The sequence below is a fragment of the Clostridium senegalense genome, assembly GCF_018916625.1.
GTDB classification, from domain to species: domain Bacteria; phylum Bacillota; class Clostridia; order Clostridiales; family Clostridiaceae; genus Clostridium_J; species Clostridium_J senegalense.
The window spans coordinates 39,701-56,284 of record NZ_JAHLNC010000009.1 but is presented as its reverse complement, the minus strand read 5'-3'; the positions used below and the strand labels follow the sequence as shown (position 1 = coordinate 56,284).

Sequence of the window (16,584 nt, the reverse complement as noted above, 5' to 3'; positions counted from 1 at the left end):
ATATACATAGTTTACAAGCATATATTAACTTGTAAAATTTATATTTTATAGTTAATATTTAGATATAATTTTATCTAAACTAAATTTTTCTAAATTAACTATTCAGATATTTATATAAATAAGTATTAGATATTATGGATGATATTACAAATGTAATAACTGTTGCTATCGCAGCTCCATCATAGCCAAATTTTAAAATTAACAAAATATCTAATACTATATTTAAAATCCCACTAAAAATTGAATTAAATAAGTTAACTTTTTGTTTTTTTATAGTAAATAATATATTTCCACTAGGTACCCTAAATGTACCAGCTATAAAATAACCAACCCATAAAATCCTAAAAGCACTTATACAATTTAAATATTCACTTCCGAATATAATTTTTATAACAATTGGAGCAAATACAATACAAATTATACTAATTAAACCATTTATAATAGCTAAGTATCTTTGTAATTTAATATATTTTGCTTTAACCCAATTTTTATCATCACATTTCTTTGCAAAATAAGGATAAACAAAAATCATTACAGATGATGGTAAAAAAAGCATATTCATTGGAATTAATGTAGCTACTTTGTATATTGCAACGATAGACACATCTCTAATTATATTACCAATTAAAAGTACATCTAATTGAAAAAGTAACTGTGAAATAGCATTTGTTAAAGATAAAACTATAGAAAACTTCAAAAACTCTTTTTTATTAGCTTTATCTGGATATTCAACCTTTGATAAATTTGATATGTGTTGTCTTAAAAATATTATTCCTAATATAATTGTTAAAACTAATGACATATATCTTGCAAGTATAATACCTTTTATTTTAAATAATATACCTAAAGAAACAATTCCAATTAAATATAATATAGTATTGGAATTGCTTAATATAGCAAATTTTTTATTTTCATAAAGCACTCTTAAATAAATTTGAATAATATCAAAAATTATAGAAAATACAGGTATTGCACTTAAATATAGTAGAATAGTCATACTTCCTTTGATAGGTAGTGAACCAAATATAGAAAATAATACCATTAAAATACATATAACTAAATTACTTATCATACCTATTTTAATTCCATATTTTAAATATGATAATTTTTGATCTTTATCATAATTTCCACTACAATATTGAAGAATAGCTGGTACAACACCTAATCCTTGCAATAATAAAAACATATTTAGAATAGTTTGAGCATATGTATATTCACCAAATAAATCCTTTCCAATTATTCTAGGCAAAATTATACCTATACCAAACCCAATAACTTTATTTATAAAACTGGATCCAAAAATATGTAAAAATCCATTTTTGATTGCTACTTTTAAATCCAATAAAATACTATTTTTCATAATATTCTCCTTAATTGTAATATATAGCTTGGATTATATCACAATTACATAAATATACAAAATAGCATTTATATTAATATTTTTAATGTTAAATTTTATTTTGATTGCGTAACATTCCACATTTATCTTTAGATAAATATTCAAATTTATGTTTACTATAAATACAATCAGCAGGTGAATTTGCAATAAGAAAAATATAACTATCTTCAAATGTATTCCTATCTAAATATTCATCAATTACATCCATTATTCTATTTGCATATCCTTTTCTTCTATAATTTTCATCAACCATAACATCACTTACAACATAAGTTATTCCATTATCTCCTACAACTCTACCAAAAGCTATTAATTTATCATCATCATAAATACTTGCTGTAAATAATGAATTTTCTATAGCAATACGGCTTCTTTCCATATCTTTCTTTCCCATACCAGAACGGATTCTTAAATTCACATAATCCTCAGCAGTTGGTTTTTCATATATAATATTCATTTTCTCCTCCACCTTACATAAATAATTTATTTGCCTAGTATAATTATTTATATTAACATAAAATTATGACTATCAATGAGTTTTTAGCAATAAATTTATGTTTTTAACAAAACTAAGGAGAGATTTATCATGAAGAACGTTTATTTAAGGAAAGAAGACTGTTGTAATTGTAGTGCTTGTTACAATACTTGTCCTACACAGGCAATTTCTATGAAACCAGATGAAGAAGGATTTTTATATCCTGTCATAGACAAAGAACTATGTATAGATTGTCATAGTTGCGTAAACATTTGCCCTCTAGTCTATGATGGAAATTACAAAGAAAAGACTGTGCCTAATTTTTTAGTGGCTAAACATAAACGTGAAGAAGTTTTAATGAATTCCACATCTGGAGGAGTGTTCACAGCAATTTCTGATGCAATACTTAAAGAAGATGGAGTAGTTTATGGTGCTGATTACGATGATGAATTCCATGTTTTACATAAGAGAGCAGAAAATTATGACCAACGTAACCGAATGAGGATATCTAAATATGTACAAAGTAACATGGGGAATACCTTTGAGCAGGTAAAAAAAGACTTAATGAATAAAAGAAAAGTACTATTTACTGGAACTCCTTGTCAAAACGCAGGATTAAGAGGGTATATGGGAGATTCAGCATTAGTTGAAAACTTATATCTATGTGATGTGATTTGTCATAGTATTCCTAGTCCTTTAGTTTGGGAAGATTACAAAAGACTATTAGAAAAAGAGTATAAAGGAAAATTAACCAGTATTCAATTTCGTTCCAAGATAATTGATTGGAGTAGAGAAAATAGTAATAAAACATTCCTATTTACAATTTCACATAGCGAAAAAATACATACCGACAAAAGATTCTATCAACTTTTCTTTGGTAAAAAAACTATTATGCGTCCTTCCTGTGAGCAATGCCCATTTACAGATATACACCGTCCATCTGATATTACAATTGCAGATTATTGGGGAATTGAAAAGTATGCCCCTGAATGGAATGATAAAAAAGGTGTTTCTTTAATCTTAATCAATAATGAAAAAGGTGCTAATCTTCTTAAAAAATGCAGTGAAGAATTAAAATATGAAACCCGTCCAATGGAAGAATCACTTGCAGAACAACAACGTTTAAGTGAACCTATAAAATTTCCAGAAAGCCGTAAAAAATTCTGGTATGATTATCGAAAATATGGTTTTGAGTATATTATTGAAGATTTAACTAAATAACATAAAGCATAACTTATACAATATTTGTATAAGTTATGCTTTTGTATTTATATACATTATATAAATATATTGTAATTTATGTTATAATTTAATATCGAAAGAAATATTAAACTACTATTGAATTTCTAATTATGAATTAATTTAGGAGGTAATTATGATAGCTCTTATAGGAATAATATGCATAGTCATTGGTTTTATATTTAAAATTTTTCCACCACGAAAAATCAACCGTATATATGGTTATAGAACCAAATTATCAATGAAAAATGAAGATACATGGACTGTAGCACAAAAATATTCATCCAATACTTTTATTATATTAGGTTTTATTTATCTCGCTTTAGAATTTATTTTAAATCAATTATCCACAACTATTAACGTAAGTTATAAAAATATAATAATTTTAATAGGTTTGATTATTATGATTATTATTGATGAAATGCACCTAAAAAAAATTTTTAATAATGATGGAAATAGGAAATTATAAAGGAGGAATAGCCTCCTTTAATTTATATAAATATTTTAACACTATAAAAACATAACATAACTTTTAAATATAAAATAATTGAATAATAATTATTTTATACTTTTTAAAATACATCCTTTCGTAGTTATAGATATTTCTCCATTTTTATCAATATAATCTTCTATATAATTTATAAATTCCTGTTTTTTATAGCCTATAAGTATTTTTTTACCTTTTATTGTTGATGCCTTATAATCTACTATAGGCTTGGCCTTATCAACTATAATTTTTCCTGAAAGAGTATTTAACTTCACATTAGCAAAATATTTTTTTAATAATATTTTACCACTTATACTATCAAATCTTTCACACATACCGTTATTACCTAACCCACTTTTATAGTCAAAGCCATCCATAATCTCATTTAGTTCACTCATAGTTTCTGGTGCATTAGTAGTTACATAAAAAACTCCACCTTTAACAAGAATTCTTTTCACTTCTGATAAAACTTTTTCTATATCTGGAACAAGATATAACATATGTCTTGCAATGACTATATCAAAACTTTCATCATTATAAGGAATATTTTGCGCATCAATAACTTTATAGTTAAAATTATATCCTACCCACTTCAACTGTTCTCTAGTTTTTTCAAGCATACCAGTAGAAAAATCTGACAAAGTTATATTCCAATTTTTATTTACTTTGTTTATATTTTTTAACCATAACCCTCCTGTTCCACATCCTAATTCCAATATTCGTGCTTTCTTTGGAAATGACATATGGTCAAAACACCACGTATTCCAATCAGTTTTATTAATGTTATAACTATGCAAGTCTGCTCTTTTATCAAAATTTTCCGACGTTTTATACTGCTCTTTTACTTTAGATTCTATGTTCGTCATCTTAATAATTTTTATAAGATTTTCAACATCTAAAACTTCATTTTCTCTTATTTGATTTTCAGCATTATTAAGAGCTTCTATAACTGAATCTATATGGTTCCTTTTTTCTTTTAATTCCTTTTTTTGTATATGAATCAAATTTTCAATATCATATTCTTTATTATCTAAAAGTATTTTTATTTCATTAAGTGTTAATCCAATAAATTTTAAAGTATTAATTTGTTGTAACTTTAAAAAATCCTTATCACAATAAATTCTATAACCTGAATCTGTTTTCTTTGATGGTGTTAATAATCCGATTTCATCATAATAATATAGTGTTTTTATTGTTACACCTGTTAAATCTGCAAACTTACCTATTTTCAACCTATCATCACCTCTCTTATATCATTATAATTCCTCCTCTTAGGTTAGAGTCAATATTAATTTAAAAGTCCCACTACTATATTTAAAGAAAGTAGTGGGATTTCACTTATATTTTCTATTTTAATTTTTTATTCATACCTTTTATTTTCTTTCATTTCTAGAATCTTCATTGAAGCAACATACCTTTGTAATCTTTCATTTAATACATCCCAATTTAAATTTTTAATAAATGTATCCATATATTTTGCCTTATCCGTTCCAAAATCCATAAAATATGCATGTTCATAAACATCCATAACTAATATTGGGTAAGAAAGCCATACTGCACCTTGATCATGAAGGTCGCTTCCAATTATATGCAATCTATTATCTATTGGATCAATGCAAAGAACTACCCATCCTCTCACTGCCAATCCTACATTAGTAAAATATGATATGAAATTTTCATATGATGAAAATTGATCTTCTATAGCGTTAAGCAAAACACCACTGGGATTATTATTTCCATTAGTCATATTTTCAAAATAAAGTTCATGTAGTTTCACACCGTTCAATGCATATGTTTCTCCAAGTTTTAAACTACGCATTTTTGAATAAGTTGGATTACTGCCAGTAAAGTCATTATCCATATAAGGTACGCTCCAAATTTCATTTAACTTATTTACATACCCTACATATAATTTATAGTGTTCTTCTAGTTGTCTTATGGATATACCTTCAACTGAATTGAGATTAAAAATTTCTGGTTTCATATTATACATTAAATCACCTCTATAAAATATCTTAATTATTTAAAAACTAGAATGTCATCATTTATTTTTTACACTCTATTACATAATATGTAATAAAAGTTTAATGTGCATATTTATATACTTAATCTACATCTATGCTCTCACTATTTATATTTATTTTTAAAAACTAGCTATGTAAAATTTAATTCATGTAAATATAGTTTGCCATTAATTAAATGCTCTATACCTTTTCTTTAAATACTGTATAATTATTAATTGAAAATTTTTGCTCTTTTAAAAGCTATATTTATTATTTTATATAAAGCTAGTCCACTTATTGTGTTTATAGCAATAGTAGGTAATACAATTGTTAATAAAAGTAGTTTAAATGATGCTGGTAATCCTATTATTATTTTAGCTGATAATAAAAACATTACTCCACTTATTAAAGTTCCTATAGATAAAGTAATCATTGTTAAAAAAGAGCTATTATTTACCCTATTTAAAATTCTTATTTTACATATAAAATTTGTTAATATATAGACTATATGTGCTGTAACTAATTTATCTATTAAATTAGGCAATTGACCTCCTGGAAATTTTGTAGTCATTGCAGTAAATATTCCTGTTATTATAGCTGATACCAATATAGTTTTATAGTCATCCTTATTAATTACTATTATTATTATCATCATAGTTAAAGCAAAATCTGGTTGCATTGGCAATCCTATAGCTGGAGTAATTTGATGCAGTATAGCACCTATTGCTAATAAAATTGAGTTCATTGTTAATATTTCCGTTTTATTAATTTTTTTCATATTTATAACTCTCCTTATACTAATTATTTTTCTTAATTGTATTTTAAAATGAGGTTTGTTTATTAAAGAGCTATACCTTCACCTCATATAAATCACCACCTTCGTCTAATTTTTTAATTTCAAATAAAAAAACTCCGTCCTAAATTAATAGGACGGAGATATTATCCGCGTTGCCACCTAGATTATATAATTTTAATAAAATCATATCACTCAATTTCAAGTACTAACATACTCTATCTGCTATAACGTGCAGTCCACGATAACCAGTACTTTCTAAAAAGATTTCCCTTTATTCCTCAAAGGCCCATTCATTAAATTTTTTCATGCTAAGATTCCACCATTCCCAGCTCTCTTTAACGAACCTAAATTTAATTACTCCCCCTTATCAAAGGATTAAAACATTATTTATTTTATAAATAATAATATTAGGTATGTATTAAAATGTCAAGAAAAATATTTTTTAATGCTTATTTTTATACATACAATAAATTTAAAAATATAAATTACATATATAAAAAACTATCTTAAAATAGAATTTTAATTCTATTTTAAGACAGTTCCTTTAAACCTTCTAAATATATAGAACTTGTCCAAGAGTTTCTTAAAGCATTAATGCTGCTACCATACCAATAATTAACAATGGTATATTATAATGTAGAAATGTTGGTACACAAGTATCCCATATATGATCATGTTGAGAATCTATATTAAGTCCAGATGTTGGTCCAAGAGTACTATCCGATGCTGGAGAACCTGCATCACCTAGTGCTCCTGCTACTCCAATTAATATAATTATAGCTAAAGGACTAAAACCTAACTTAAGTCCTAGTGGACAGTATATAGTTGCTAGTATTGGAATGGTACCAAAGGAGCTTCCTATTCCCATAGTTATAAGAAGTCCTACTAAAAGCATCAATAATGCCCCAATAAACTGATTTTGTCCCACTAAAGAAACTATGGAGTTTACAAAGGATTCTACAGCTCCTGTTTGTCTTAATACATTTCCATATCCAGCAGCTACAAGCATTACAAATGCTATAAAACCCATTATTTTAATTCCACCATTCATTAAGTCATCAACTTCATCAAATTTAATGGCTCTTGTTACAATTAATACTATAATTGCACACAACCCACCTAATGGTAACGATTTCGTTAAAATTTGAACTATAAAAGCAACTATAGTTGCAACTAATACAAGCCAATGTGTCCTTGTCATTTTTAAATCTTCATTATCATTTGAAAACTCTTCTAAAATCACATCTTTATATTCTCTAGGCTTTCTATAACTAAAAAATACAGCTACTAAAAGCCCAATAATCATACCAACTCCTGGCATCCACATTACTTTACTTACCATACTAGTTGTAACTTCTATATTGTTAGCTATCATTTGGTCTCTTATAATATTTTGAAATATAAGTCCAAAACCTACTGGAATAGCTATATAAGGAGCCTTTAATCCAAAAGTTAAAGCACATGCAACAGCTCTTCTATCAATTTTTAATTTATTCATAATTGGTATAAGTGCTGGAATTAAAATTGGTATAAATGCTATGTGTACTGGAATAAGATTTTGAGAAAAACAAGTTATAAACGCTATAATTAATATAAAAGCAATTTTATTACCTCTAACTACCGTAGATATTTTCTTAGCTAGTATACTTGCAAGTCCTGTTTTATTTACAGCTACAGCAAGAGCTCCTAACAATAAATAACTAAGTGCCGTTTGAGAATTGTCACCCATTCCACCTACCAACAACTTCATAGTTTGGTCAATACTTAGATTAGCTGCAATTCCAGCAACTATAGCTGAAATTAATAAAGACAATATAACATTCAGTTTTAATAAACATAAAATTATCATTACTGCAATAGAAATGACAACAGGATTAAGTAAATTCATAACATCATTCTCCTTTATATAAATTTAGGTTGTTAATAATTTCAAATTTTAAGCTATCTCATAATAATATATAAAAGATTCATCTATATCGACTTTTTCTAAGATGTTTGTTGAAACTAACATGATGTTTATCCTGGTACATATACTGAGTTTATATTATAAAAGTGTATTCATATAAAAACTATTACGTATAATTATGAACTTTGAAATTATATACATACTTTTCTGAAAATATAACATTTAATTTTACACCTTATCTTTCATTAAAATAATTTTATAGTCTTAATTACAAGTAATTCTTATTAATTATTAGCTATCACCTTCAAATCCAGTTATTTTTAGTCTTATATGAAATCATTTACCTAATGGCTAAGCCTTAAAATATAGCTTATCCAAATTATGTTATTAACATACTCTAAACATTGGTTATCCTATGCTAATAAGCTAAAGCATTAATAAAAAGTATATTCAGTTTAATAAGTTAATTAAAAAACTATTTTAAATAATAATACCAAATTTTAATCTATAAATAAAGTAAAATTTCAATTTGCTGAAAATTTAATCATTTGTACTAGTTCAAATTGAATTTCAAATTTTACTTGACAATATTTTTTTATAGACTCAAGAAAACCTTTTCATATTTTTTAAACTTAACATAATACACTATAACTATTAATTTTTAATTTCTATATTAGTTTAAATAAATATTTATTTTTAACTTATCACATAATTTTTCCTTAAAGTTATTTTTAGATATAGCTATTTTATTTTTTCTATCTTTTTCAGAATATTACATCTTTTGATTCTTTGCAACTACTTTCTGTTCTGATAAATATTTTTTTACAATTTGTTAATTGTTTATTTTTATTTTCTATTATTTTAAAATTTATTTCAAAGTTATCTAAAAACTTTCCAAAAGTTTTTACTTATCTTTAGTTGTCAACTCTAAGATTTTTATATTATTTATATTTTAACTTTTAATGTTTTCATAAAATATATATAAAATAAGATATCTAATTAGATATCTTATTTTATATATATTTAGTTTATTTCTATTTTAAATTATAATACTGCAATTTATTTAATAATTAAGTAAATACTACACTTTACAATTTTAATCTATCCTTTACTCTTGTACCTAATTCTTTATCTGACTTCATAAAATTAACTATAGCCTTTTTTTGAATAAATTTATCTACTTTTGATAAATCATCAATTAAATTATCAACTAAATGATCCTGTTCTACTTTAGAGAAAGCTCTATACCTATCTCCAGCTTGACTAAAATCATCGGTTATTGGTATCGTATTTCTTTGTATTTTGCCTTCTATAAAAACCATATTTTTATTTTTTTCTTTATTTTCAATAGGTTTATTACCATTTAAAGAATTTGGTTTATAATTTACTTTTCCTTCTCTTATATGGTAATTCATTGGACCATCCTCAATATTATTATTAACTTGAACTTTAGGCCTATTAACTTGTAGTTGTTCAAAATTTTTACCAATCCTATATCTTTGACTATCATGATAGGCAAATAATCTTCCTTGTAAAAGTTTGTCATTTGATGCCTCTATACCTGGAATTAAATTTGCTGGGCAAAAGGCTGCTTGTTCAACTTCTGTAAAGAAATCTTCAGGTGCTCTATTTAATGTAAGTCTTCCAACTTTAATAAGTGGATAAAGTCTTTCTGGCCACACTTTTGTTGCATCTAATGGATCAAAATCATTATCTAACTCTTCATGTTCTTTCATAAGTTGAACAAAAAGGTCATATTCAACAGTTTTACCATTGTTTAAAGTATCATATAAATCTCTTGTTGCTATATCTGGATCAGTACCAGCAAGAATTACTGCCTCATCTCTTGTTATTGTTTCAAGTCCTGCTAGTGGCTTCCAATGATATTTAACAAAATGTCTTTCTCCTTGATCATTAATCCAAACATACGTATTTACACCAAATCCTTCTATCTTTCTATAACTTTTTATTGTTCCCCTATCTGAAAATAGCCATGTAATCATATGAGTAGACTCAGGGCTATTTGTTATAAAATCCCAAAATCTATTAGGATCATGAAGATTAGTATCTGGAGAAGGTTTAAAAGAATGAACCATATCTGGAAACTTCATAGCATCCCTTATAAAAAACACCGGTATATGATTCCCTACCAAATCATAATTTCCATCTTCTGTATAAAATTTAACAGCAAATCCTCTAGGATCTCGCAAGGTGTCTGCTGATCCTTTTGATCCTATAACTGTAGAAAACCTCACAAAAGTAGGTGTTTCTGTGCCCTCACCCTGTAAAAATTTAGCTTTTGTATATTTCTTCATACAATTATGAACTTTAAAAACACCATATGCACCAGCACCCTTTGCATGTACAACTCTTTCTGGTATTCTCTCTCTATTAAAATTACTTAATTTCTCTATTAATTGTATATCCTGAAGTAATGTAGGGCCTCTATCACCCACTGTTAATGAATTACTATCATTATAAATTGGTGCACCTTCATTTGTTGTCATGTACTTATCACATTCTATTTTTTTATCCTTCATAACACCCTCCAATATGCTTAAATTATTATACTATAGGGTTCCAAGTTGACTTTTTAAATTATCCATTCAAAAACTTGGATACCCCAGAGACATGCTCCGAATCATTTAGAATTTAATGCTAAATCATGTATGAAAATATTTTAAAGTTATTGAATAAATTTAAATTTGAGCTTGTTCCCCTATATGATTCATAAATTTTTAAATACATAATACGCCCATCTATAAATTATATTTCTTATTTTTTTGTTTTATTACAATGAAAAATAAGCCTCCATATAACATGGAGGCTATCTTATGAATTTTCCTTCAACCCACTATCTATAAGTTGAAGATTATATTCCTTTATAAGTTGAATAAGTTTTTTACTATATATTTTTTCACCATTTTCGTCTTCTTCTGTACTGTACCCTGCAACTTCTAAAGCTTTAGCTTGACCTATATAAGTTTTAGCCTCAAACAAACCATTTTCTTTATATCTTTCATTAGAGTATAAGAATTTTCCATGATCATCTATAGACTGATTTAAATTATCATACTTTCTAAAATCATCTTCTATTACTAAATCATGAAATTCTTTAGTCTCAAATTTTATTTTTTCTCCACTATAATTAGCATCTGCTTTTATACCAAATAGATTACTACCCTTTATTGCTAAATCAGATCTTCCAAAGTCTGATTCTAAAATTGCTTGAGCTATTGTTATAGATGGTAAAATACCATACTTTTTATAATTTTCTATTGCACTTGCTTTTATGTTATTTATAAAATTCATTTGTTCTGAATCTTTTGCAACACTTTCTGGGACTATTCCAAAATACTCTAACTGTTGTAAGTAAGTATGTACTCTTTTCTTTTCTCTATTATTAAAATTTAACTCAGTCAATACATCTTCTAAAGACCTTAATTTATAACCATTACCTTCTTTAATTATAAAAGCTTGTCCTATTTGTTTAATTTGTTCTTCTGTTACCTGTTCAATCTTGTTTTTACTTTGGACTGCAGTTATTGCTGCTATGTACTTCCAATTTAATTGAACTTTTCCTTCTCCAATATCATCTGCATAATTAGTATATTCCAATGCATCTAACTTAGATGTATCTATTTCCTTAAGCGCTCTATAGTTAATCCCCCAAATCATACCTAAAATGATAAATACCACTATTAAGCTTATTATTAAAATTTTTTTCATCTATTCACCCCTCACCAAATACTTGTTTTTCACCGTATAACTTAAATACATATAAATTATACATTGACAATGTTACATATTTGTTACATAAAAAAATATAGACAAAATATCTATATTTTTATAATAGTATTTTGTCTATATTCTACATTATATAATTAAATATATTCAACTTTTTTAAAGCTGATTATATGGATTGCTATAAATTTTAACTATTTAATAACTTGTATAAATCATTTTTCAAATTCTTTAATATAAGCTTAAGTAGTTATGTATTCTATATTTTGTTTTTATTGTATTCGTATTTTTTTAAATATTCAGTATATTATTTTTAAACCAAATTCATTTATGCAGCTAACTTTAAAAACTTATTCATAGTCATATTATATTGAATTTCTTTTTTAAGTTCTCTATCAACATCAAACCCAACTTTTTTAAAAACTCTTTTTGAACGTTCATTCTCAAAATTAATTTTTGCAATTACTTCATCTACCCTCCAATAAAAAAACGCTTCCTTTAATCCTTGAAAAATAGCATTACTACCTAATCCCATTCCCCATTTTTCCTTATCACCTATTACAATAACTATTTCTACTGCTTTTCCTTTTGGTATAAGTTTTAGAAAACCTATTGATTCTTCCTTCTTTGTAATCATATAAAAACTTCCATTTTGATTAAACAGATGCGTTAACACAGGTAAATTAATTGAATTTAGCGTATTCCTTATACTATTACATACATTAGGACTTTCATTCAAGTATCTAGTAATCTCTTCATCTTCCATCCATTGTAAAATTTTTATAGCATCCGATTTAAAAACTTCTTGACGGAGCTCTAAATCATTATTTTTCATTTTTAACCCTCCAAAGTAACTTATTATAAAATAACTAACTTTTCATTAGCCTTGTTTAAATCTTATCAAATACTTTTTTGCATAATAATAAAAACTTATTACTTATTTGTAACAAGCCTTACTCAAACAATGTAAATGATATCATGAATAGTTTTTTTTTCAATCTTGTCCACCTGTCTAAAAACATGGTTGGGAGCATTTGCATTGGTATTCTACTGGAAATATCTATTTTACTCCATAAATCTACCATACTGACTTTTCAAAAGCAAAAATATTTTTTATCTAATAAAAAAATGATGATATTTAAGTATTTTATATAAACACTTAAATATCATCATTAATATATATTTCATAAACTAATTCAACTCAAACAGTGACAATAATTCCTCTTCACTTAAAGATAATAAATCATTTCCTTTTTCATTTTCATTATCCATTATTTGTGAAATCAACTTTCTTTTTTCATCTTGAAGCTGTACAATTTTTTCTTCAATAGTTCCCTCAGCTATTAATTTTATTACTTGAACAACATTTTTTTGACCTATTCTGTGTGCTCTATCCGTTGCTTGATCTTCAACTGCTGGGTTCCACCAAGGATCAAAATGAATTACTATATCTGCAGATGTGAGGTTAAGTCCTGTACCACCAGCTTTTAAACTTATTAAGAATATAGAGTTATCTCCATTATTAAAATCTTGAACCATCTCCATTCGTTTTTCAGCTTTTACACTACCATCTAAATAACTAAAAGACATATCTTCCATCTCTAGTCGCTTTTGTATGTTTTTCAGTGCTGATGTAAATTGAGAAAATACTAAAACCTTGTGTCCACCCTCTATGCTTTGCTGTAGCAATTCTACTAAAGCCTCTATTTTCCCACTTCCATATGTATAATCCTTAGATACTAATGATGGATCCAGACATATTTGTCTAAGCTTTGTTATATAAGCTAAAATTTCTATTTTACTACTTCTAAACTCATCATTTTTAACCTTATTTTCTATTAATTCTAATGCATGATTAGCATAAGTTTTGTATACACTCTTTTGTTTATCATTTAAAGACACCAACAGTTTCTTTTCAAGTTTTTTAGGCAATTCCTTTACAACATCTTTCTTCTTTCTTCTTAGTATAAAAGGTGCTATAAGCTTATTTAATTCTTCCAAAACTTCTGGTCCTTCTTTTAGTCTTTTATGATATCTTACTGAAAATTTATTTTCATCGTAAAGATAAGTGGGCATAATAAAATCAAATATTGACCATAGCTCCATAAGTGAGTTCTCAATAGGCGTTCCTGATAATGCAAATTTTATATCACCATTTATATCTTTTACTGCTTTTGCATTTTGAGAATTAGGATTTTTTATATATTGAGCCTCATCTAATATTACAGTATGAAAAGACTGCTTTTTATAAAATTCTAAATCTATTTTCAAAAGATTGTATGTGGTTATTATCACATCAAAGTTTTCTTTCTTTTTTATAATTTCTTCTCTTGACTTCTTATCTCCATTTATCACTGCTATTTTTATAGATGGTGCAAATTTTGAAAATTCTTCTTTCCAATTATAAATTAGAGATGTAGGCACTATTACTAAAGATTTTTTACCTTTATTAGAGAGAATATAGGTAATTACCTGAAGAGTTTTCCCAAGTCCCATTTCATCAGCTAATATACCTCCAAAGCCCAAGTATTCAAGTGTCTTTAAATAGTTATACCCTATTTTTTGATATGGTCTTAAAGTCGCATTTAATTGACTTGGCTCTTTAAAACTTAATTTTTCTATATTTTTAAATTTGTCTTTAATTTCCTTAAGTTCATTTTTACCTTTTACATATCTAATACTATTTTCTTTTAAATAATTGTCTAAGAACATAGCTTTACTATTACTAACTTTTACAATATTATTTTCTATATTATCTTCATATGATACAATATCTAATAAATTTAAAAACTTTTTAAGTTCTAATTCTTCCAAATCTAAAAATTCTCCACTCTTAAGTTTATAGTACTTAAGATTTTCTTTAAATGCTCTTAATATTGCTATTGTTTCTTCTGTTGGAATATCTCCAACCTTAAAATCTATTTCAAAATAATTATATTTTCCTGAGTGTATTTGACCTTTAATACCTTTGGAACCTATAGACTTTATACCTTTAAAATTTTGGGAATAATAAATTTCTCCGAAATCTTCAAGTTGCCATATATCCTCTTTAAAAAATTTAAACTTATAATCATCACCATACAATAAATAAAACTTTTCTTTAATTTCATCAAAACCTAAAGACGTTAGTTTTGATATAACTCTTAATTCCTTTTTTTTATCTCTATATATAACTTTTTCACTAATATCTTGAAAAATATTAAATTCATATTCTCCATATTGAACTTTTAAAATTAAAACTATATCTTTACCTTCCATATCAAAATAAAACTTGAATTTTACATCTTCCATTACAATTTTATTCTTTATAGATTTACTTAATGTTAACTTTTCTGAAATTAAATTTAAATCTGGTATTAAATTCCTAAGCACTCTTTCTTCTTCTTCTTTACTTATAGACACTGACTTAGCTCCATTAAAAACATTTAAGTAACGTGTTATTTTATAACAATTTTCATAATCAGGCAAATATATTGTTGTTCCAAAAAGAAAAACATCACATTTTTCATTTAATACTGTCGGTACCCCTGATATACAACTTAAAATATATTCATTACTCTTTTTAATGTCTTTTAGTCCAAACTCCATAGATGGAAAATCATTAACTATTTCTGTTTCTACTGCTCTATAAAAGAACCCTTCATTTAAATAAACTCTATGATTTTTCACTCGTTGAAAAAACTCCCTTATTAAATGGTTGGGTATCTTTATAAATTTACCATCTATATTTTTATTGTATTTCCTATTAAAAGAATTTGAGTTATCCATAACTTTTAATAGTTCTATAAAATCTAAAAGTCTTTTATCCTTTGTACTAAATTTTTGACTCTTTATATCTAAAGTGAAATTTTTTCCATATCTTATAGCAATTTTATTATAATAAGCTGTTAAAAATTGTTCTATATCTTTTAGAGTATACAAGCCCTTATTACCATTAGATTTTATGCCTATTTTAAATTCTGCAGTAATAAGATTATCCCATTCCCTTTTATTTATATATACATCTATCCTTAATTCTTCCTTATTGCTATCCTCTAAAAGTAAATCTAATACACTATTCTCTTTTTTGAAAACCATATTAGATTTTACATCATTTTTAAAAAGCAATGGATTAGTTACAAGTGAATCTAAAGATTTATAAAATGTAGCTATTAGATGTTTACAGCAATAATTATCATTTGAAAACTCTTTTTTCTCATAATCTGCACAAGTGCAATAGGTTGATATAACCAACTTACTTTCTGTATCTATCTCTATACTTGTATCATAATCACTAAATAGTTTTTCTGAGATGACATTACCTTTTATACTTACTAAATGTTCATCTGATTCAATATCTAATTTTGATACTAAATCGTTGTTAAATATTCTTTCACCATTTATATGATTTTTACCACTTGTATTTTCATTAAATCTTTGTAATAAAATATCCCTACTTAACATAATTTCTCCTAACCTAAAAATAAAGTCTATCTTTTAATTATATCATAAAGCTGTAATTGTTATAGTACTTATACTCTGTATAATCTAAATTC

At 25.7% G+C, this 16,584-nt stretch carries 12 protein-coding genes and 1 other annotated feature; of the genes, 2 read left to right on the top strand and 10 right to left on the bottom strand.

What is annotated here, in order from left to right; genetic code table 11:
• Positions 1-94: 94 nt before the first annotated feature.
• Positions 95-1,360, bottom strand: a complete 1,266-nt coding sequence (locus KQI36_RS14190) for a flippase (protein ID WP_216451433.1) — start codon at positions 1,358-1,360, stop codon at positions 95-97.
• An 88-nt stretch (positions 1,361-1,448) separates the two neighbouring features.
• Entirely contained in the window at positions 1,449-1,856 is a 408-nt protein-coding gene (locus tag KQI36_RS14185) for a GNAT family N-acetyltransferase (RefSeq protein ID WP_216451432.1), read from the bottom strand.
• A 129-nt stretch (positions 1,857-1,985) separates the two neighbouring features.
• Here KQI36_RS14185 and KQI36_RS14180 point away from each other — a divergent pair, with 129 nt between their 5' ends.
• The gene (locus KQI36_RS14180; RefSeq protein ID WP_216451431.1) at positions 1,986-3,095 is read left to right on the top strand and encodes a Coenzyme F420 hydrogenase/dehydrogenase, beta subunit C-terminal domain; all 1,110 of its coding nucleotides are present in this window, start codon (positions 1,986-1,988) and stop codon (positions 3,093-3,095) included.
• Positions 3,096-3,249: 154 nt separating this feature from the next.
• Complete coding sequence (locus KQI36_RS14175) at positions 3,250-3,582, top strand: SdpI family protein (protein WP_216451430.1); 333 nt, start codon at positions 3,250-3,252, stop codon at positions 3,580-3,582.
• 89 nt (positions 3,583-3,671) lie between these two features.
• Here KQI36_RS14175 and KQI36_RS14170 read toward each other — a convergent pair whose 3' ends face one another.
• From KQI36_RS14170 to KQI36_RS14135, 8 genes are all read right to left on the bottom strand, one after another.
• Complete coding sequence (locus KQI36_RS14170) at positions 3,672-4,832, bottom strand: MerR family transcriptional regulator (protein ID WP_216451429.1); 1,161 nt, start codon at positions 4,830-4,832, stop codon at positions 3,672-3,674.
• 128 nt (positions 4,833-4,960) lie between these two features.
• Complete coding sequence (locus KQI36_RS14165) at positions 4,961-5,593, bottom strand: superoxide dismutase (protein ID WP_216451428.1); 633 nt, start codon at positions 5,591-5,593, stop codon at positions 4,961-4,963.
• Positions 5,594-5,835: 242 nt separating this feature from the next.
• Positions 5,836-6,381 carry a tryptophan transporter gene (locus tag KQI36_RS14160; RefSeq protein WP_216451427.1) on the bottom strand — a complete coding sequence of 182 codons (546 nt, stop codon included), beginning with the start codon at positions 6,379-6,381 and terminating at the stop codon, positions 5,836-5,838.
• A 145-nt stretch (positions 6,382-6,526) separates the two neighbouring features.
• Positions 6,527-6,779: a binding site (T-box leader), on the bottom strand.
• Between the two features lie 203 nt (positions 6,780-6,982).
• A complete protein-coding gene (locus tag KQI36_RS14155; protein WP_216451425.1) occupies positions 6,983-8,287 on the bottom strand; it encodes a Na+/H+ antiporter family protein in 1,305 nt (434 codons plus the stop codon).
• Positions 8,288-9,393: 1,106 nt separating this feature from the next.
• Positions 9,394-10,845, bottom strand: a complete 1,452-nt coding sequence (locus KQI36_RS14150; protein WP_244991602.1) for a catalase — start codon at positions 10,843-10,845, stop codon at positions 9,394-9,396.
• A 292-nt stretch (positions 10,846-11,137) separates the two neighbouring features.
• The gene (locus tag KQI36_RS14145; RefSeq protein ID WP_216451424.1) at positions 11,138-12,034 is read right to left on the bottom strand and encodes a glycoside hydrolase family 73 protein; all 897 of its coding nucleotides are present in this window, start codon (positions 12,032-12,034) and stop codon (positions 11,138-11,140) included.
• A 343-nt stretch (positions 12,035-12,377) separates the two neighbouring features.
• A complete protein-coding gene (locus KQI36_RS14140; protein WP_010296017.1) occupies positions 12,378-12,884 on the bottom strand; it encodes a GNAT family N-acetyltransferase in 507 nt (168 codons plus the stop codon).
• 356 nt (positions 12,885-13,240) lie between these two features.
• The gene (locus KQI36_RS14135) at positions 13,241-16,492 is read right to left on the bottom strand and encodes a DEAD/DEAH box helicase (protein WP_216451423.1); all 3,252 of its coding nucleotides are present in this window, start codon (positions 16,490-16,492) and stop codon (positions 13,241-13,243) included.
• Between the last annotated feature and the right edge of the window lie 92 nt (positions 16,493-16,584).

Excerpts from the sequence above, each read along its gene's own strand:
- KQI36_RS14190 (WP_216451433.1), bottom strand. The coding sequence starts at position 1,360 with ATGAAAAATAGTATTTTATTGGATTTAAAAGTAGCAATCAAAAATGGA.
- KQI36_RS14185 (WP_216451432.1), bottom strand. The coding sequence starts at position 1,856 with ATGAATATTATATATGAAAAACCAACTGCTGAGGATTATGTGAATTTA.
- KQI36_RS14180 (WP_216451431.1), top strand. The coding sequence starts at position 1,986 with ATGAAGAACGTTTATTTAAGGAAAGAAGACTGTTGTAATTGTAGTGCT.
- KQI36_RS14175 (WP_216451430.1), top strand. The coding sequence starts at position 3,250 with ATGATAGCTCTTATAGGAATAATATGCATAGTCATTGGTTTTATATTT.
- KQI36_RS14165 (WP_216451428.1), bottom strand. The coding sequence starts at position 5,593 with ATGTATAATATGAAACCAGAAATTTTTAATCTCAATTCAGTTGAAGGT.
- KQI36_RS14160 (WP_216451427.1), bottom strand. The coding sequence starts at position 6,381 with ATGAAAAAAATTAATAAAACGGAAATATTAACAATGAACTCAATTTTA.
- KQI36_RS14155 (WP_216451425.1), bottom strand. The coding sequence starts at position 8,287 with ATGAATTTACTTAATCCTGTTGTCATTTCTATTGCAGTAATGATAATT.
- KQI36_RS14150 (WP_244991602.1), bottom strand. The coding sequence starts at position 10,845 with ATGAAGGATAAAAAAATAGAATGTGATAAGTACATGACAACAAATGAA.
- KQI36_RS14145 (WP_216451424.1), bottom strand. The coding sequence starts at position 12,034 with ATGAAAAAAATTTTAATAATAAGCTTAATAGTGGTATTTATCATTTTA.
- KQI36_RS14140 (WP_010296017.1), bottom strand. The coding sequence starts at position 12,884 with ATGAAAAATAATGATTTAGAGCTCCGTCAAGAAGTTTTTAAATCGGAT.
- KQI36_RS14135 (WP_216451423.1), bottom strand. The coding sequence starts at position 16,492 with ATGTTAAGTAGGGATATTTTATTACAAAGATTTAATGAAAATACAAGT.